This window comes from Sphaerospermopsis aphanizomenoides BCCUSP55 (assembly GCF_001586785.1).
GTDB classification, from domain to species: domain Bacteria; phylum Cyanobacteriota; class Cyanobacteriia; order Cyanobacteriales; family Nostocaceae; genus Sphaerospermopsis_A; species Sphaerospermopsis_A aphanizomenoides_A.
The window spans coordinates 1-18,950 of sequence record NZ_LUFH02000067.1 but is presented as its reverse complement, the minus strand read 5'-3'; the positions used below and the strand labels follow the sequence as shown (position 1 = coordinate 18,950).

At 39.3% G+C, this 18,950-nt stretch carries 18 protein-coding genes; 9 read left to right on the top strand and 9 right to left on the bottom strand.

All coding sequences use genetic code 11. The annotated features are described in order from the left end of the window. Window positions 1-147: 147 nt before the first annotated feature. From A0J48_RS17125 to A0J48_RS17090, 7 genes are all read right to left on the bottom strand, one after another. Window positions 148-906 carry a TIGR00297 family protein gene (locus A0J48_RS17125; RefSeq protein WP_200325113.1) on the bottom strand — a complete coding sequence of 253 codons (759 nt, stop codon included), beginning with the start codon at window positions 904-906 and terminating at the stop codon, window positions 148-150. A 296-nt stretch (window positions 907-1,202) separates the two neighbouring features. Beyond that, window positions 1,203-1,415: a hypothetical protein gene (locus A0J48_RS17115; protein WP_200325111.1), complete on the bottom strand. Its 213-nt coding sequence runs from the start codon at window positions 1,413-1,415 to the stop codon at window positions 1,203-1,205. A 41-nt stretch (window positions 1,416-1,456) separates the two neighbouring features. Further along, on the bottom strand, window positions 1,457-2,257 hold the full coding sequence (locus A0J48_RS17110; protein ID WP_200325109.1) for an Rpn family recombination-promoting nuclease/putative transposase: 801 nt from the start codon (window positions 2,255-2,257) through the stop codon (window positions 1,457-1,459). 78 nt (window positions 2,258-2,335) lie between these two features. Beyond that, complete coding sequence (locus A0J48_RS17105) at window positions 2,336-2,749, bottom strand: PIN domain-containing protein (protein ID WP_200325107.1); 414 nt, start codon at window positions 2,747-2,749, stop codon at window positions 2,336-2,338. Next, window positions 2,749-2,976 carry a hypothetical protein gene (locus A0J48_RS17100; RefSeq protein WP_200325105.1) on the bottom strand — a complete coding sequence of 76 codons (228 nt, stop codon included), beginning with the start codon at window positions 2,974-2,976 and terminating at the stop codon, window positions 2,749-2,751. The genes A0J48_RS17105 and A0J48_RS17100 overlap by 1 nt, the downstream gene beginning before the upstream one ends. A 329-nt stretch (window positions 2,977-3,305) precedes the next feature. Next, window positions 3,306-3,500 (bottom strand): KTSC domain-containing protein, encoded by a 195-nt coding sequence (locus tag A0J48_RS27750; RefSeq protein WP_411841136.1) that lies wholly within the window; start codon window positions 3,498-3,500, stop codon window positions 3,306-3,308. Between the two features lie 120 nt (window positions 3,501-3,620). Continuing rightward, on the bottom strand, window positions 3,621-4,718 hold the full coding sequence (locus A0J48_RS17090; protein WP_200325101.1) for a helix-turn-helix domain-containing protein: 1,098 nt from the start codon (window positions 4,716-4,718) through the stop codon (window positions 3,621-3,623). 108 nt (window positions 4,719-4,826) lie between these two features. Between A0J48_RS17090 and A0J48_RS17085 the strand changes: the two genes are divergently transcribed. Then, window positions 4,827-5,255, top strand: coding sequence for a VOC family protein (locus tag A0J48_RS17085; RefSeq protein WP_200325099.1), 429 nt, complete (start codon window positions 4,827-4,829; stop codon window positions 5,253-5,255). A gap of 49 nt (window positions 5,256-5,304) precedes the next feature. Here the strand turns inward: A0J48_RS17085 and A0J48_RS17080 are convergent, their stop codons facing one another. Further along, the gene (locus A0J48_RS17080) at window positions 5,305-5,913 is read right to left on the bottom strand and encodes an esterase/lipase family protein (protein ID WP_200325097.1); all 609 of its coding nucleotides are present in this window, start codon (window positions 5,911-5,913) and stop codon (window positions 5,305-5,307) included. Between the two features lie 596 nt (window positions 5,914-6,509). Between A0J48_RS17080 and A0J48_RS27075 the strand changes: the two genes are divergently transcribed. The 8 genes from A0J48_RS27075 to aroQ all read left to right on the top strand — a co-directional run bounded on the left by A0J48_RS27075 (window position 6,510) and on the right by aroQ (window position 18,201). Beyond that, on the top strand, window positions 6,510-9,527 hold the full coding sequence (locus A0J48_RS27075) for a Calx-beta domain-containing protein (RefSeq protein WP_234300981.1): 3,018 nt from the start codon (window positions 6,510-6,512) through the stop codon (window positions 9,525-9,527). A gap of 343 nt (window positions 9,528-9,870) precedes the next feature. Continuing rightward, on the top strand, window positions 9,871-11,346 hold the full coding sequence (gene gatB, locus A0J48_RS17070; RefSeq protein ID WP_200325095.1) for an Asp-tRNA(Asn)/Glu-tRNA(Gln) amidotransferase subunit GatB: 1,476 nt from the start codon (window positions 9,871-9,873) through the stop codon (window positions 11,344-11,346). 774 nt (window positions 11,347-12,120) lie between these two features. Then, window positions 12,121-13,362 carry a bifunctional ornithine acetyltransferase/N-acetylglutamate synthase gene (gene argJ, locus A0J48_RS17065; RefSeq protein ID WP_200325143.1) on the top strand — a complete coding sequence of 414 codons (1,242 nt, stop codon included), beginning with the start codon at window positions 12,121-12,123 and terminating at the stop codon, window positions 13,360-13,362. A gap of 575 nt (window positions 13,363-13,937) precedes the next feature. After that, window positions 13,938-14,792: an ATP-binding cassette domain-containing protein gene (locus A0J48_RS17060; protein WP_200325093.1), complete on the top strand. Its 855-nt coding sequence runs from the start codon at window positions 13,938-13,940 to the stop codon at window positions 14,790-14,792. Then, a complete protein-coding gene (locus tag A0J48_RS17055) occupies window positions 14,749-15,603 on the top strand; it encodes an ABC transporter permease (protein WP_200325091.1) in 855 nt (284 codons plus the stop codon). Before A0J48_RS17060 ends, A0J48_RS17055 begins: the two co-directional genes overlap by 44 nt. A 19-nt stretch (window positions 15,604-15,622) precedes the next feature. Continuing rightward, on the top strand, window positions 15,623-16,081 hold the full coding sequence (locus A0J48_RS17050) for a MarR family winged helix-turn-helix transcriptional regulator (RefSeq protein WP_127056558.1): 459 nt from the start codon (window positions 15,623-15,625) through the stop codon (window positions 16,079-16,081). Beyond that, window positions 16,047-17,312, top strand: coding sequence for an MFS transporter (locus tag A0J48_RS17045; RefSeq protein ID WP_200325088.1), 1,266 nt, complete (start codon window positions 16,047-16,049; stop codon window positions 17,310-17,312). Before A0J48_RS17050 ends, A0J48_RS17045 begins: the two co-directional genes overlap by 35 nt. A 229-nt stretch (window positions 17,313-17,541) precedes the next feature. Next, window positions 17,542-18,201: a gamma subclass chorismate mutase AroQ gene (gene aroQ, locus A0J48_RS17040; RefSeq protein ID WP_200325086.1), complete on the top strand. Its 660-nt coding sequence runs from the start codon at window positions 17,542-17,544 to the stop codon at window positions 18,199-18,201. 30 nt (window positions 18,202-18,231) lie between these two features. Here the strand turns inward: aroQ and A0J48_RS17035 are convergent, their stop codons facing one another. Continuing rightward, a complete protein-coding gene (locus A0J48_RS17035; RefSeq protein WP_200325084.1) occupies window positions 18,232-18,879 on the bottom strand; it encodes a hypothetical protein in 648 nt (215 codons plus the stop codon). Between the last annotated feature and the right edge of the window lie 71 nt (window positions 18,880-18,950).

Genomic DNA, 18,950 nt, shown 5'->3' with positions numbered 1-18,950 from the left:
AGGTGAAAAATAAATAATTATAAAATTAACATGAAAACATTAGTAGTGAGTGTATTTGATTACCAAAATTTTAGTATATTTTGATGCAATCAACTATAAAAAAAACAGCAAATGTGCTGCTCAATAAATTTGGTTTTTAGTAAACTTTTAAACAACTAGCATTTGCCAAAGTAAAGCCAGAATAATCGCGGTAACAGCCCCAATTAGGGTATTTAAGATGTTGACAAGTTCGTTGGTAAGCCAAGTATATTTAGATTGCAATGTTGCACCAATGACACTTTCTAAATTAGTAGCGATAAAGGCTGCAATTACACACCAGATAATTCCTAAGATATCTATTAAATTTACACCCCAACCTACGAGAGCGATCGCTACTGATCCGACAACACCCGCTAAAGTCCCTTCTAAACTCACCGCCCCTTCAGTTCCTCTAGCCACAGGTTGCAGTGTCGTAATCAAAAAGGTACGCTTTCCATAGGCTTTACCCACTTCACTCGCAGTCGTGTCCGATAATTTGGTGCTAAAACTCGCTACATAGCCCAAACACAGCAAAAACTTCCAATCAGGTACAAGCAACACTCCCACCGCACACACAGCCGCAATTAACGCCGAACCCCAAACATTTTCAGGACCCCTAGCACCGGATCTTTTTTCTGCAATTCCCGCAGCTTCCTTTTGCGCCATCCCGATGCGCGTTACTCCCGAACCAACAATAAAATAAAACACTACTACTAAATAACCAGGCCAACCCAGCGTTCCCCAAACAATTACACCCAATAACCAAGCATGGAAAATTCCCGCAGGAGTTAGTAATTTTTTAGGAATAATTGCTACTATCCCCAATAAAATGGCGTTTAAACCTGCACCTATGATCCAGGGGTTGATGTCATTAAGTAATGATAGCATGATTAAAAAATGATAGTATTTTCAGTTTTTTATGATACTCGAATTTCAGAGTAGGGGTTTAGCAGTGCTAAACCCGAACAGAAATCAACATTACCATTTTACGTAGGGCGGACGTAATTTTTTAGGTAATCCCAAACAACTAACAATTTGTGTTTGTAATTTAGTTGATGGAGAATATCAGATTAGTAAGTTTAGGGAAAATGACCAGATTATTTCTCAAACTTTACCAGAATTAAACTTAACTGCAAATCATATTTTTCAAGTTGGAACAGTTTAGATTTGCAGTTAATGCAAGGTTATTCAGCTTTTTTCTTACCTTGCTGTTTCATAGCTTGTTGCACTACTTCAATATCTAATTCTAGTGCTTCCGCAATTTGTTCTACACTCAAACCCATTTTCAAAAGACGAGGTATGGTTTTTAATTTTGTTGCTAATTCTGTCTCTTGCTCAACTTCTTCCTTAACTTCTTGATAAAATCGAGTTTGTCGCCATTCTGTTAATCCAAACATTGCTTCTAACTCCTGACGGGTATAGGTGGAAAACTTGTAATTTAAGATTCTTTTCTACCTTGCTGTTTTATTGCTTGTTGTACTAATTCAATATCTAATTCAAGTACACGAGCAATTTGTTCTACATTTAGTCCCTCTTCTAAAAGTCGTGGAATCGTTTCTAACTTAGTTTTTAGCTTAGTTTCTTCCTGTACTTCTTCCTTAACTTCTTGATAAAATCGAGTTTGTCGCCATTCTGTTAATCCAAACATTGCTTCTAACTCCTGACGGGTATAGGTGGAAAACTTGTAAATTAGCATCCTTTCTACTAATTCTAAAAGATAACGACTCTTGGCCGCATCTGCTTGTTGTACTAAACTGATTAAACTTCTCGCTGTTTCTACTGCTTCATCTTCTGGGGAAACTACTAATTTAATAATTCCTAAACCAATGGAAGATGATGTATCTGTTAATTCATCTAAATAAATTACATGAATTTGTCCATTTTGCAGTGAAGTTTGATAAGCAAAAGGGATACCTGGATCAAGACTACGTTTAGCCCACAAAACTACAGCTTGCCATTTCTTATCAGGTTTATACTGGTTTAAATAGAGAAATACTTCAGTAATTAATCGCCAGTATAAATTATCATCATCTTGAAATTGAACTTCGACAAAATAAATAGGATCTTCTGGGTATTCTATTTTGGGTAGAAATACACCATCTATGCGTCGTGCAAGTTCTTTTATTTCCACTGATGAAAATTCATAGTGTGTAGCTAGTTGGGGTGGTTTTTCCAGCAGTTCAAATAAGACGCTGGGGAGATTTTGCAGGAGGGTGTAAAATATGGTGTCTGTCTTCATGTTTGGTAAGAAGCAGAGTATGAACTTCTGTAAGTTTACAATGACTCACTGCGTAAACTTCTCACTACCTAACTATTGTTAAATTAACCGATTTTTTAGTTCTTGAGGTGACAGCACTAAAATTGGTGAACCTTCAAATCCACTCGCATCACGAGTAACAATTGCTTCCAATCCCCATTTAATCGCAGATGCTACTTGTACCGCATCTTCAAAGTCAGCTAATTTTAATTCTATAGCTTGCTCAAGCACTCCGCGATCTACTGCACAAACCTCCATTAATTCTAACAATTGAGTTACTGCTGTAATTGCAATTTCAGAACTTTTAGTATGTCGTCCAACCAAGTAATGCACATCTGTTATTGTTGTCGCTGAAATAAATCCTTCAATTTGTCCTAATTCAACTGCTTCTAGTAAAAATGCAGCATCAGTTACAAAAGGTTCACGCGCTAACAAAGCATCTAATAAAACATTCGTATCAAATAGAACTTTCATTATAAATATTTTTGCGCCAACCTTTCATTTAGTAAAGCTTTCACCTCTTCATCTGTAGGTGGTGCTGTGTCTGTTTTGGCAATACCAATTAAACTTGCAGCTAAACCTTTTGGTTTTGTGGCTGAATGTGTTTTTGGTAGGAGAGAGCGAGTTAAGATATTGATTAATTGTCTACGTTCTTCAACAGATAATTTTAGTGCTTGATCTTGAAGTTCATGTAACGTCATAATAATCATCTCTAAATATATAGCACTATTTGATCTTAATATATTGGAATGGCGTTATAGTAAAAAACTTCAAAAACTATTTTCATAATCAAAAATTATCAACCCCTTCAATAACAAAGACTCCTTCAGGAGTCCTCGCCAAAAAATAAATTAAATTTTGGTATTCAGAACGTCTTTACCGGAATTCCTCGACCTTTAAGGTAACGGGATGTCATGTTTAAACCATGTCTTCTGCATCCTATGTATTTATTATAGTTAATAAAGTGGGCTTTTTGTGAAAATGCGATCGCTTGACAATTTACCCAGTCCTCATAAAAATGGCGATATCACTAACACTGATATCTATCTCTTATATGGTTATGGTAATACGTTCCCTTAGAATCAGCTAATAACAAACCTTCATATATATGTTTTGGAACATTACAGAAGTCGTATGTTCCTCTGTTAGTGAATTGAATTTTCATACGCCTAGTTGTTTCATCATATCCAACAGCACTGATGGCTCTTGATCTTACTGGCTGCATATTCATTTTGTTATCTCCATCGGGATGAATAAAAACTATTCTTTAGTATACACATATTTTCTCTATCAGATACCAAATATGGATAAGAATTTACGCAGATCAATTAAACAGGATGTATCACTAACGAGAATTTGCATCTGATAACTGTGGTCCCTTCAAACCAACTTCTACTTTTTCCACCTTTGTCCGCAACAGTTCTGAAGCTGTAACCAATGAAATCAAATCTTCAGCTAAAGCACGATAACACAACCTCTCAAAACGTCTCGGTTGTTCATACTCACCCCTTTTATTTTCAGGTTCTAATTCTTCTGGTTCTTGAGTACGCCAATTTCTCGCCACAGATTGAAACATATAGGTAAGAACAGAAGATTCAATAATACCAATGTCCCGTAAACGTACAAGTAAAGCTGCACCACTCACCCGGTACATTCTTTTCAGGTAAATCAATTCTTGATAACCTAAAGAATGGCGATGTTTACCTACTTCCTTTTCCAAATGAAAACGAGGCATCAAAAAAGCTCCCGCAAATCTAGTTGCTGCTTTTTCTTCATCTTTTGCAGATAAATATTGAGGATCAATCAACCGATGACATAATTCATGAGCAAGGGTTAGTCTTCTGCGCTCCAATGAACATTTTTTATTAACAACAATTACGGGTAAATCACATAAACCTGTTGGTCTTTTTACCAGACAAGTAAAACCAGAAACCGTTTCTGGAAGATCAACTATGAGAACCTTTAAACCTTTCTCTTCTAAAAGTTCAGTCATATTAGGAATGGGATCAAAACCTAGTTTCCAATCATTCCGTAAACTATTTGCTAAGTCTTCTGATTCCTCAATAGAATGAATGGTTTTTAGTTGCTCAAAAGGCTGTTTCCAATTATTACCTTCCAGTTCCAAAATCTGCTCAATTTGCAAGTATCGTTCTACCCATTCAATCACTTCTGTTTCTACACGGGCGCGATCTTTTGCAGTGGTACTTGCTTTGGTACGAAAATCAACAGCAGTTAGTTCAATTCCTTGGCTATCCATTAAGTAAGCCAAAGTCACTCCTAATGCTTTGCTTAGAGCAATCAAAACATCAGAACTAGGAGTCATTTCACCACGTTCATATTTACCTATAGCTTGTGCGGAAACTTTGCCACCCATAGCTTCGGCTAAACCACGCAGTGAGTAACCCGCTTTTTTTCGAGCTAGTTTAATACGAGTGCCAATCATTACGGTAGTTAGTTTACAAATTTGCGTTAGTATATTTATTGTAAACCAAAAATTTAAAATATAGTTTATTTACCTGAAAATAGTTGTACCTTCTAACCCACCCCCACGATGAACCAAACCATATTTCACCTCGCCTTCCCTGTTACCAATATCCCCCAAACAAAAGCCTTTTACGTTGATGGCTTAGGCTGCATCCCCGGAAGAGAAAACCCCCACGCCTTAATTCTCAACCTTTACGGACATCAATTAGTGGCACACATCACCAAAGAACCTTTAACACCTCAAAAAGCTATTTATCCCCGACATTTCGGTTTAATTTTCACTCAGGAGAAAGACTGGCAAGAATTACTAGAAACCGCAAAAACCAAACAATTAACTTTTAGAGAAGAACCTAAAAGCCGTTTCGTTGGTTCTCCCCTCGAACATAGCACTTTCTTTCTAGAAGATCCATTTTACAATTTAATGGAATTTAAATATTATCGCCATTCAGAGGCAATATTTGAAAATTCTCAACATACCCAAATAGGTGACACTTGATATCAAATATAAAAAACCGAGCAAATCCTACCTTTTAAATTTTGAATGTTTAATTGGGTTTAATGGGTTCTGCTAAAGCTGCTGCTACTGCTGACAAACATTTTGAATGTATCAACATCCAAGGATGGAGTACAACTGGTAAAATAACTTCTTTAGCAAATGGCAATTGCGAACTTTTAGGAGGTAAAATCATCAAATCATAAGGTGTCCAAATAGATGTAAAATTCAACTCCTTTAACATCTCCATATCAGAATTTAAATCTTTCAAAAAATCACTATTCGGACGCATCTGCACAGCACCAGCTAACCATGTACCATAAGCAATTATTGTTCCCTGATGAGGTGAGGAAATAGTAATAAACCGCTTTACTCTATCTATTCCCCCCAATCTTTGAATATAATAACGGCTGACAATTCCCCCCATACTAAAACCCACCACATCTAATGGTTGTTGTGGTTCAAAGGTAGCAGCCACATAATCAGCTACCTGCTGTGCTAACTTCTCCAGAGGTACAGCACCATTATTCGGTAACAAATTCAAAGCATAGACAGACCAACCACGTTGTCTGAGGTAAAATGCCATTTTGTTAAAAACAGCCTCAGTGTCATTAATACCATGCACTAACAAGACAGGATGCTGTTTATTTTCAGTATTCATCAATATTCTATCATCACAACTCTTCTGAAAATTTAACTGGGTAGAGCGCCTCTTAGCAAACAAACTATGACAGTTTTTGTGCCGATATTCCGCAAATAAGTGTAAGAATTCAGGAGTCAAGTCGTGCAAAATAAATTTTATATTTAGGAGAGGGAACTCTTAACAGGTAACAGGTAAGGAATACAGACATTTTGGTTTTCAATCAATATGTTAAATTAATTTTGCCTGGGTACTTATAATATAAAACTATATTTGGGGTGTATGTAGTTTACAATTACAAATATTTTACTTAACAAAAAACATACTTTTACTATTTAAGTATTGACATTTTGCACTACATTTGTATTACAGATTTTGGGCATTTCAACCTGATTTTTCGCTGATATTTTGGGCAAGCCTAAATGTAGACACTTCATTGCCAACAGCCTGAGACGGCGCATTTTTGTTAATACACAAAAACCTATATTTGCCAAGCGGATAATTCCTATACTTGCTAAAAAATAAATACTGATTATGGTTATAAAAATTAATTAGAGCTAAGATGTACGCGAAACATTCAGCAAGAATGCGTTTACAAACTTATCAACAAAAAAACTATGCCAGGAAGTACATTGTTAACGGCTGAAAACATTGGTGTTCTCACATCATATAACTACAATGACTCTATTAGCAGTACAAGTCCATTAGATTATTACAAATTCTCACTGACCAGCACAAATAATATAACTTTACAGTTGAGTGGAGTCACACAAAACTATCTTGCTGCCACAATCATTTACGATAGCAATAATAATGGCATCATTGATACTGACGATGACATTTACTACGATTACTGGGGTCCGAGTCGTACCAGTCCAGTGATTAATGCCACATTAGGAGCGGGGAATTACTATATAGAAATTTCCCAATACTACGACTACTCCAACAGCAACTATTCCCTACAATTATCAGCCACATCTGCACCACCTTCAATTGCTTCTAATCCAGGAAATACACTCGGAACTGCTTACAATCTTGGTAATTTAACAGGGACTCAGACAATCACAGAATTTGTTGGCAGTGCAGATAGATTAGACTATTACAAATTCTCCCTGACAAGCACAAATAATATAACTTTAAAGTTGAATGGAGTCACACAAAACTATCTTGCTGCCACAATTTATTACGATAGCAATAATAATGGCTTAATTGATACTGACGATGACATTTACTACGATTACTGGGGTCCGAGTCGTACCAGTCCAGTGATTAATACCACATTAGGAGCGGGGAATTACTATATAGGAATTTCCCAATACTACGACTACTCCAACAGCAACTATTCCCTACAATTATCAGCCACATCTGCACCCCCTTCAATTGCTTCGGATCCGGGAAATACACTCGGAACTGCTTACAATCTTGGTAATTTAGCAGGGACTCAGACGATTACAGAATTTGTTGGCAGTGCCGATAGATTAGACTATTACAAATTTTCCCTCACAAGCACAAATGACATTTCTTTACAGTTGAGTGGAGTCACACAAAACTATCTTTATGCCACAATTTATTACGATAGCAATAATAATGGCTTAATTGATAGTGGAGAACAAGTTTACTCTAATTATGCTGGTCCTACTCGTAATGTTCAAACTACCCAAACCTTGCAAGCAGGGAATTACTATGTAGGAATTTCCCAATATTACAACTACAGCAATAGCAACTATTCGCTAACGTTAGTTAATATTACCAATCCAAATCCCACCAGCACTGTTACCCTAGCTGTATCTCCCAGCAGCGTTACGGAAAATGGTACAACCAACCTAGTTTATACCTTCACCCGCACAGGTAGTACCACCAACGCCCTCACCGTCAACTACAGCATCGCAGGTACAGCAACTAGTACCGACTATACAGGTGCAACACCCGGAACAGGCAAAACCATTACCTTTGCCGCAGGTTCAAGTACCGCAACCCTAGTAATAGATCCCACAGGGGATACCATTGTTGAATCTAATGAAACCGTGGCTTTAACCCTAGTTTCAGGTACAGGTTACACCGTTGGTACAACTACAGCGGTGACAGGTACTATTACTAACGATGATGTAGCTTTACCCACCATCACCCTAGCTGTATCTCCTAGTAGCGTTACGGAAAATGGCACAACCAACTTAGTTTATACCTTCACTCGCACAGGTAGTACCACCAATGCCTTAACCGTTAATTACAGCATTGCAGGTACAGCAGCTAGTACCGACTACACAGGTGCAACACCCGGAACTGGCAAAACCATCACCTTTGCAGCCGGAAGCAGCACAGCAACCTTAACAATCGACCCCACAGGTGATACCACTGTTGAATCTAACGAAACCGTGGCTTTAACTTTAGCTACAGGTACAGGTTACACCATTGGTACAACTACAGCGGTGACAGGTACTATTACTAACGATGATGTAGCACCGTCTGTCACCATTAATCTCAGTGCAGACCAAACAATAGTTGAAGGCTTAACCAGTCCCCAAAACGTCCGGTATACCGTTACTCTTTCTGCTGCCAGTAGTCAAACTATTACTGTTAACTATACAACTAGTAACGGTACAGCTATAGCCGGTTCAGACTACACCACCAAAACCGGAACATTGACCTTTGCCCCTAATACTACCAGTCAATTTATTGATATCCCCATTATCAATGATGCCAATAATGAAGCCAATGAAACCTTTATCTTCACGTTGAGTTCTCCCACTAACGCTAGTTTAGGAAGTAAAACCACTGCTACCACAACTATTACTGATACCCTCAGTGCTTCTGTCACCACAACTTTAGCCGCAGGTGTGGAAAATCTAACTTTAACGGGAACAACAGCTATCAACGGTACAGGTAATGCTGGTAATAATGTCCTTACGGGTAATACTGCCAATAACGTTCTTACAGGTGGAAATGGGAATGATACTTATGCTTTTGTTGCCAATTCTGCTTTAGGAACGGATACGATTACAGAAGTAACAACCGGGGGAACGGATACTCTTGACTTTACTGGAACTACTGCTGCGGTGAATGTAAATTTAGGTGTTGCTACTACACAGACAGTCAACAGTAATCTCAAACTCATTCTTTCTGCTAATAATGTGATTGAAAATGCTACAGGTAGTGCAGCAAATGACCGTATCACAGGTAATTCATTAGGTAATCTGTTGGTTGGTGCGGAAGGAAGCGACCTCCTGCAAGGATTAGCAGGAAATGATATCCTGTCGGGAGGATTAGGTGATGATTTCCTCAATGGAGGAGTGGGTAATGATGAATTTCGTTTCCAAGGAAATGGAGTTTTTAATGCTAATTTAGGTGCTGATTACATCACCCTATTTGAAGTCGGACAAGATAAGATTGCACTTAGTAAAGCTACATTTAATGCTATTACTAATGCTGCTGGACAAGCATTAACCGACTTTGCTGTAGTGGCAAATAATGGATTAGTAGATGCTAGTAATGCTCGCATTGTTTATAGTCAAGAAACTGGCAGTATTTTCTATAACCAAAATGGTAATGTTTTGGGTGCAGCTTCAGTGTTTGAATTTGCTTATTTGGGAAATCCTGATGCCACTCTGAGTAGTAGTGATTTTCTGGTGATTGCTTAACTTCTCTCTGCGTCTTTGCGCCTCTGCGTAAGATAAAAAAAGGTGGGCATTGCCCACCCAACCTTATATATATATAAATATTGATGACTAATTAAAATCACGAAAGTTACAGGACTTACGCAAAATACCTCTCAAACCCTCTTTCCTTTGTGTCCTTTGTGTCCTTCGTGGTTCGTTCTTTCGTAACTTGTGTGTAAGTCCTAAGTTATTAAAATTAATTACATCGAATATATGAATTAGCAAATTCCAGAAACCCCTAAACCCTAAATCAGAAGACACTACCCTAGAGAAAGAACAAAACCGCTAAAATAGTACCCTAAAGAAAAATCATGAAAATGGTAATATGACCACAGCCACACCCGTAAAAACAGAATACGAAGCAATTATTGGTTTAGAAACCCATTGTCAACTCAGCACTAACACCAAAATCTTCTCCAACAGTTCCACCGCATTTGGTGCTGATCCTAATACCAACATCGACCCGGTGTGTATGGGTTTACCAGGAGTGTTACCCGTACTCAACGCCAAAGTTCTAGAATATGCAGTCAAAGCAGGTTTAGCATTAAATTGTCAAATCGCTAGATATAGCAAATTTGACCGTAAACAGTATTTTTATCCTGATTTACCGAAAAACTATCAAATTTCTCAATATGACTTACCTATAGCAGAACATGGTTGGATAGAAATAGAATTGGTAGATGATGCGGGAAACCCCACCCGCAAACGCATCGGTATTACTCGTCTGCACATGGAAGAGGATGCGGGAAAACTCGTACACGCAGGAAGTGACAGGCTTTCTGGTTCTAGTTATTCTCTCGTAGACTACAACCGCGCAGGTGTACCCTTGGTGGAAATTGTTTCTGAACCTGACTTGCGTACTGGCCAAGAAGCGGCTGAATATGCCCAAGAGTTGCGCCGGATTATGCGCTATCTTGGTGTCAGTGATGGAAATATGCAAGAAGGATCTTTGCGTTGTGATGTGAATATTTCCGTCCGTCCTGTGGGACAAGAAAAATTTGGTACGAAGGTGGAAATCAAAAATATGAACTCCTTCAGTGCCATTCAAAAGGCGATAGACTATGAAATTGAACGCCAAATTGCCGCTATTGAAGCTGGGGAAAAAATAGTTCAAGAAACTCGTCTGTGGGAAGAAGGTTCACAACGCACCAGCAGTATGCGGGTTAAAGAAGGTTCTAGCGATTATCGTTATTTTCCTGAACCTGATTTAGCACCTATCGAAGTTTCTGATTTGCAGTTAGAAACTTGGAAGAGTGAATTACCGGAATTACCCGCACAAAAACGCCATCGTTATGAAAACGAGTTGGGACTTTCCGCCTATGATACGCGAGTCTTGACAGAAGATAGTTCGGTAGCTGGATATTTTGAAAGTGCGATCGCAGCTGGTGCAAATCCCAAAGCAGCTGCTAACTGGATCACTCAAGATATTGCTGCTTACTTAAATAAACAAAAACTCACAATTTCCGAAATCGCACTGACTCCTGCTAACCTTGCAGATGTGATTACTCGCATTGAAAAAGGTAAAATTAGCAATGCTCAAGCCAAAGAAAAACTTGTAGATTTACTTAATGGTGTTTCTCCTGAACAAGCATTTGCAGGACAGGAATTAATCAGTGATCCTACTGTACTAGAACCCATTGTTGATGAAATCATCGCTGCTAATCCCCAACAGGTAGAAAAGTATCGTGGTGGGAATACTAACCTCAAAGGTTTCTTTGTCGGACAAGTGCTGAAGAAGACAAACAAACGTGCTGACCCCAAACTAACTAATGAATTAGTAGAAAAGAAACTGAATGCCTAGCACTCAAGAAAGAAAAGAATCAATGGTTTAAGAGTGGAAAATGGGTAATACCCCTCATGCTTTGGGTGCTATACTTTGCTAGTTAGATGCACCCTGATGATCTGGAGAGCTACTTAAGTGGCTCTCTTTCTTTAAGAGAATTTACTGCTGTTTTTAATTCATTTATGAAGAATAGAAAAATAAAGAAGTAATCTAGTAATTGTATTGATTTGATGAATTTGTCAAAATTTAGTTGACAAATCATGGCTTTAAAGAGTATCACAAATGCTCCAAAATCAAGAGAATTTTCGGATTTTTTGTTATAAAAATTCTCAAAAAGGGGCTTCACCCCCCACACTAAAAATGTTATACTATGATAAGTAGATGCACCCTGATGATTTGGAGAGCTATTCAATTGGCTCTCTTTTTTAGTTTTTATTCTTTTAGGGACTTCCAGAAATTAAATTATTCAATGAGTGAGAACCAATATGAGTATGAGATTCTTCCTCCCCAGCGCCCCCTGCTGACCCAAACGATGGAATATTTTTTTAGTGGGAAGTTCCTTAGCAGGTGACAAATATCGTGTCCGGTTAAAAACTGATCATTGAGACAGCAGGGGAGCAGAGGCTAAAATGAATTCACAATTTAAAAACCCTTATTCCCTATTCCCTATTCCCTATTCCCTCCTACAACATATAAACTCACAATAAGGATAAATGCGGGATAGCTGACCTGTTTTGGGGTAAGCAATCTACCAACCTACGCAATAAATATATATAGTTGTGGGGAAAAATGATGGGAGACTGGCAAGAAATTACTGGTGGTGTCACAGCAGCTAGAGGGTATAAAGCAGCGGGAATTACTGCCGGACTCAAACCTTCAGGATTACCGGATTTAGCGTTAATATTGTCAGATGTAGATGCGATCGCAGCTGGTGTTTTTACCACTAGCCACGTCAAAGCTGCTTGTGTGGACTATTGTCGTCAGCGTTTACAAAGCAAGCATACAACTAGAGCGATACTTTGCAACGCAGGACAAGCTAACGCAGCTACAGGAAGTCAAGGTGTTAAAGATGCGCTGGAAAGTGCAGATTTATTAGCCAAAGAATTGGGTATTTCCCCAGAAGCAATTTTACTGGCTTCAACTGGGGTAATTGGTCAAAGAATCAAAATGGATGCTTTGCGGGGCGGTATACCCAAGCTAGTAGCAGAACTTTCAGAAAATGGCTCAGATGCAGCCGCAGGATCAATTATTACCACCGATTTGGTCACAAAATCCATTGCTCTAGAAACCACTATACACGACCGCCCTGTGCGAATTGGTGGCATTGCCAAAGGTTCGGGGATGATACATCCTAATATGGCTACCATGCTGGCATTTGTCACCTGTGATGCTGCTGTATCGTCCACCCTGTGGCAACAAATGTTAACACGCGCCGCAGATAGAAGTTTCAATTCCATCACCGTTGATGGAGATACCAGCACCAATGATAGCTTAATTGCCTTAGCTAACGGCGCATCTCGCACCCCAGCAATTACAGAAATGGGTGCAGAAGCCGAGAAATTAGAAGCCATGCTAACAGCAGTATGTCAGCATTTAGCCAAAGCGATTGCACGGGACGGAGAAGGTGCAACCTGCTTGGTAGAAGTGCAAGTCAGCGGTGCAAACGATGAAACCGCAGCGAGACAAATTGCCAAAACCATTGCTGGGTCTTCCTTAGTTAAATCTGCAATCTTTGGTCGTGACCCCAACTGGGGAAGAATTGCCGGTGCTGCTGGCCGTGCTGGAGTACCTTTTGAGCAAGATAATTTGCAGATTAAAATAGGGGATTTCCTACTATTTGAAAATGGTCAACCTTTGCCTTTTGAGAAAGCAGCTGTCAGTGCATATTTGAAAAAAGCCGCCGCAGGTGCTTATCTGAAAGAGGATACAGTGTTAATTTCTGTTAGTGTCGGTAATGGTCATGGCACCGGTAAAGCTTGGGGTTGTGATTTAAGTTATGACTACGTGAGAATTAACGCTGATTATACAACTTAGCAAGATTCAGATCCCCGCATTTTTCCAGAAGCCGGGGATCTATCTTGTTTCTAAACTTTACTTTTATAAGTAAATAGGATGAAAACCCCGGAATGCCTTCTTGAAATCTCAAAAAGATTTCAAGAAGATATAGGAATCCGGTTTGGTTTCTGAATTTACTTGTGTAGGCAGGCAAAAGGCAAGAGGGTTTTATAGAATTTAGGTGTACTGAGTTTTGTTCAACAATCAAATAGTAGTCCTATATGTCTTTTAGTATTTTCAGATAAATGCGGTTCAATTTCGTGAGCAATTTCTACAGGTACAATGAGTTTCATAACTGATAACTCTGATTATTTTTGATGTTCTATTTCATCTTTTTCAACAATTGATATGTTGAGTCTTGTTTAGCTGTATTTGTCAGATATTTCCCCCACCCAATATTTTGTCGATAGCTGCTTAAAAGTATAGTATAGCGATCGCCTACACCAATTCTGAAAGCGATCGCTACTTCCCAATGGCTCTTGACTTTTAGAAAAAATGTGTCAATCTAATATTTAGATACTCTAATTATTTGTATAAGGAAGTAAGTCCTACTCGTGACGAAACTTACGGGAAGAATAGAATCTGCGGAAATACCTGCACAAGTTCCAAAGTCAGTAATATTGCAAACCTTGGAACTGACGCGCCGCTTTGAAAAGTTTACAGCCGTTGATGCTTTGAATATCTCCGTTGCATCTGGAGAAGTTTTTGGTTTACTCGGTCCCAACGGTGCGGGTAAAAGTACAGTCATTAAAATGTTAACTACCTTGCTACCAGTCAGTAGCGGGAAAGCATACTTAGCCGGTTATGATGTGACTCGTCAACCTGATGCAGTCAGAAGAGTAATAGGTTATGTACCCCAGGCTTTATCAGCAGATGGGAGTTTGACGGGTTATGAAAATCTGTTAATATTCTCTAAATTGTATGATATTCCCCCTCGACGCAGAAAACAGCAAATCGCCCAAGTGCTGGAATTCATGGGTTTAGAGGATGTAGCACATCGCTTAGTCAGAACTTTTTCTGGGGGAATGATTCGGAAACTGGAAATTGCTCAAGCTATCTTACATCAACCCCAAATTTTATTTCTAGATGAGCCGACAGTCGGATTAGATCCAGTTGCAAGAACACAAGTATGGCAACTTGTACAACAACTCCGTAGAGAGTACGGTACAACCATCTTTTTAACTACTCACTTTTTAGAAGAAGCGGATCATCTTTGCAATCGAGTTGTGATTATGAACCAGGGTAAAGAAATTATCATCGGTTCACCCGCAGACTTAAAAGCCGCTATCGGTAAACCAGAAGCAACTTTAGATGATGTCTTCATCCACTACGCAGGAAATCAATTAGTATCAGGAGTCAGTTACAGTGAAACTGCAAGAACCAGACGTACCACTCAACGGTTGGGTTGAACCTAGATATAATCGCCCCAAAGGGATTTTTTCTGGCATCAAAGAACTATTTACCAAAACCCTGGTAATTACTGAGTTAGAAGTGCGGAAACTCCGCCATGATCCTAGTGATTTAGTGATTCGGGCTGTACAACCGGCTTTATGGCTGCTAATATTTGGGCAAGTATTTACCCGGACTCGTGCTATCCCCACAGGTAATTTACCTTACCTGGATTTTATGACTCCCGGTATTCTCGCTCAGAGTGCGCTATTTGTCGCTATTTTCGCTGGGGGAATGACGTTAATTTGGGAGCGTGATGTAGGGATTTTGCAGAAATTCTTAGTTGCACCCATACCTCGTGCAGCGATTGTCTTGGGTAAAGCTTTTGCGGCTGGGATTCGTTGTTTTTCCCAAGTGGTGTTTATTTACCTTTTAGCGTTTTTGTTGGGTGTACATCTTAATCTTAATCCTTTGGCTTTTTTACAAGTTGTCCTAGTCATATTTTTGGGAGCAGCTTGTTTTTGTACTTTTTCACTCATCATCGGCTGTTTGGTGAAATCACGGGAAAGATTTACGGGAATTGGGCAATTAATCACCATGCCGTTGTTTTTTGCCAGTAACGCCATCTATCCCATTTCCTTAATGCCAAGTTGGTTAAAACTCATTTCTCACTTGAATCCTTTGACTTATGAAGTTGATGCTTTACGGGGTGCGATGCTGGCTAATGGCTCAAGTATTTATGGGTTCGGGTTAGATTGTACAATTCTCTTGCTAACATTAATAAGTTTAACCTACATCTGTGGCCGACTTTATCCACGGGTGGCAATGTAATCTGGAGAAAAACGGTCTTATGAGTTTGGATAAACCCTCTGAAGAATGTGCCGCTAGGGTGATGGAAACAGTCCCCTTATTGATGCGGTTTATCCGAGCCGAAATGCGATCGCACAGTTCTGACTCTTTATCTATACCACAATTGCGATCGCTCGCTTTTCTGAATCGCAATCCCGGTGCTTCCTTGTCTGAGGTCGCAGATCATTTAGGTGTCACCTGTGCTACAGCATCAACAACTATAGAAAAATTAGTCCAACGCAATCTGGTGCAACGGACAGATAATCCTCAAGAACGACGACGAGTAGTCCTGAATTTGACAAGAGAGGGAAAACTGCTTTTAGAGCAATCCCAGGAAAAAACTCGCGGTGAAATTGCGGAGATTCTAGAGAGTTTGACACCAGAGCAAGTATCACATATTGAATCGGGCTTGACGCTACTAAAAAATGTCTTCGAGCAAACAGAAACCAACTCACCATAACAACAAGGCTGCACAACATGATCCTTTGGCAGCCATAAGATTTCGAGATTATCGGCTCTTTACCATTGGGCGTGTAGTCCTCTTCACAGGGGGACAAATGCAGACCGTGGCGCTGGGCTGGGAGCTATATGAGCGGACAAATTCACCGATGGCGTTAGGTGGAATCGGGTTGGCGCAGGTTTTACCCATGATTGCGCTGACTTTGATTACGGGACATATTGCTGATAAGAATGATCGCAAAAAGATTACTTTATTTGCAATGCTGCTATTAATGTTTTGTTCTCTAACTTTAGCGGCTATTTCCTATTATAAAGGTGCAGTTTTTCTAATTTATGCTTGCTTATTATTAACAGGTGTAGCCAGGGCATTTCTCAAACCTGCGGGTGATGCGCTGATGTGGCAGTTAATACCGATGAGTGCTTTTACCAATGCAGCAACTTGGAATAGTAGTAGCTTTCAATTAGCGTCGGTAATTGGGCCAGCTTTGGGGGGATTGAGTATTGCTCTTTTTAAGAGTGCGACGGGAGTTTATATATTAGCAGCCTTAGCAGCACTATCATGTTTTTTCCTCACAGCAGCAATTAAACCCCAAAAAACCAACTTTAAGAAAGAACCAATATCGCTGAAAACCCTAGCTGCTGGTGCTGAATTTGTTTGGAATAATCAACTAATTCTCGCAGCTATTACTTTAGATTTATTTGCTGTTTTGCTGGGTGGTGCAGTGGCATTATTACCCGTTTTTGCTAAAGATATTCTGCACGTAGGGCCTGTGGAATTGGGTTATTTACAAGCAGCCCCATCTATAGGTGCATTGATTATGGCAGCATTGTTAGTATATTTACCACCTATCCGCAAAGCCGGGCCAGCATTACTGTGGTCAGTTGTGGGATTTGGGGTTGTAACAATTATCTTTGGGTTGTCTCGTTGGGTGTGGTTGTCGTTGTTGATGTTGGCATTAAGTGGGGCGTTAGATAGCATTAGCGTGGTGATTCGTCATACTTTGGTGCAAATTCGCACTCCTGACCATTTACGGGGTCGTGTTGCGGCTATAAATAGTGTGTTTATCAGTGCTTCTAATGAGTTGGGGGGTTTTGAATCTGGTTTGACTGCGGCTTTATTTGGGCCCGTGTTTTCTGTCGTTGGTGGGGGTATTGGAACGATTTTGGTGGTGGTTGCAACAGCCGCAATTTGGCCGGAGATTAGGAAGTTAGGGGCGTTGCATGAGGATTAATTGTCTGAATCAGGATTTATAGGATTTGAGGATTTACAGGATTTAATTATCTGTTAAGACTTACGAACAAATCACGGAAGAATGAACCACGAAGGAGCGAAGGACACGAAGATAAGAGGGTTTCAAAGAGATTTTGCGTAAATCCTATATCTGTATTTGTTTCATCCTGTTAATCCTTTAATCCTGGACATCCTGATTCAGACAAGAGATAGATTATCTAGGAAATCTTATGAGAGAAGTTGATTTAATGAATTTAAATTATTGCCGAAAATTTACAATATTGCCTATAAATATAGTCCTAATTGGGTCATTATTCGCTTCTGGGCATTTCTTTCTACTACCAGCTTTGAGTAGCGAATTAGTAGCTAACCATGAAATTTCTCAAGTTGAACAACAGCTACAGTTAGAAAAATTGCTCAGATTAATAACCCAGCGATTGCTGATTGCTCATGATGTTGCTCGCTGGAAGTGGAATAAAAAACAAGCTATAGAAGATATAAAAAGAGAACAAGAATTACTGAGTAAATTGAATCAACAAGCCATTAAATATGGACTAGATGCGGATACTGTAACTAACTTTTTTCAAGCACAAATTACAGCCAGCAAGATAATTCAAACAGCAGATTTTCAAAAATGGCAGCAGCAAGGTATTAAATCTTTCGATGATGTACCAGATTTAAACCAGAGTATTAGACCATCTTTGGATCAATTAAACACAGAATTTTTATCTGTATTAGCTAAACTGAAACCTGTTCTTGGTTGTCCAGCAATGAGAGAAATAATTAAGTCTCGTGCAGAAATAATTATTCGTGGAAATGGAATTAATCAGACAGTACAGAAGTTAACTATTTCACCGCTATTAGATGTTAAAAATAGCGCGTGTAATTAGGTGGTTTATGTCGAGAATGATTGTAAGCGTTCAGGATGATAAGTTATCCAAATCTAGCGGATCACTCTCAACATATTCCTTTGCTGTCATGTCTTCCAAAGATACGACCAAGCCATCTACTGATTGAAAACGGCCGGATGGTGGAATTAATTTCAACCAATTTTCACAAAGTTGATCCCACCTTATATCTTGAAACTGAACTTGTTCTTCATCACGGATAAACAAAAAAGTTAGGTTGATTGCAGTGTCATTCCAAGAAGGTTCTGCATATACTCTAATTTCACGTAAAGCACGAAGAGCTTCACCTTCAGGGCTAGATTTATCATGCTTATCTTGCATTCGTGTTTGCAGCTTTTTAGTCAATTGATTGAAGTCATCAGGAAAAGCAAATCTAGCTCGTTTCCGCGCTAATGCTTGGCCTAATACCCTAATCTCTTGATCATTTTGGCATCCAGACTTGCGCTCCCATTCTGCAACAACGGCTTTCTCCACTGTCATCACACGATCAAGATCAGCCACTAGATTCAGTTCTGCTACTCCTGGAATATAAGCATATTGAGGTCGTCTATTTCGTTGAATTTGATATAATTGTTCTTCATCAACCTCCACCAAAGGAACTACTTCAACAAAAGGACGAGTGCGACAAGTACGCACAATATCGCAAGTTTGCGTAACCACTACAAAACCGTTATATAAAACCTACTCAAATCTACCTATCTGCCGATAGGCTGACTCTTGAGCGTCGTTTA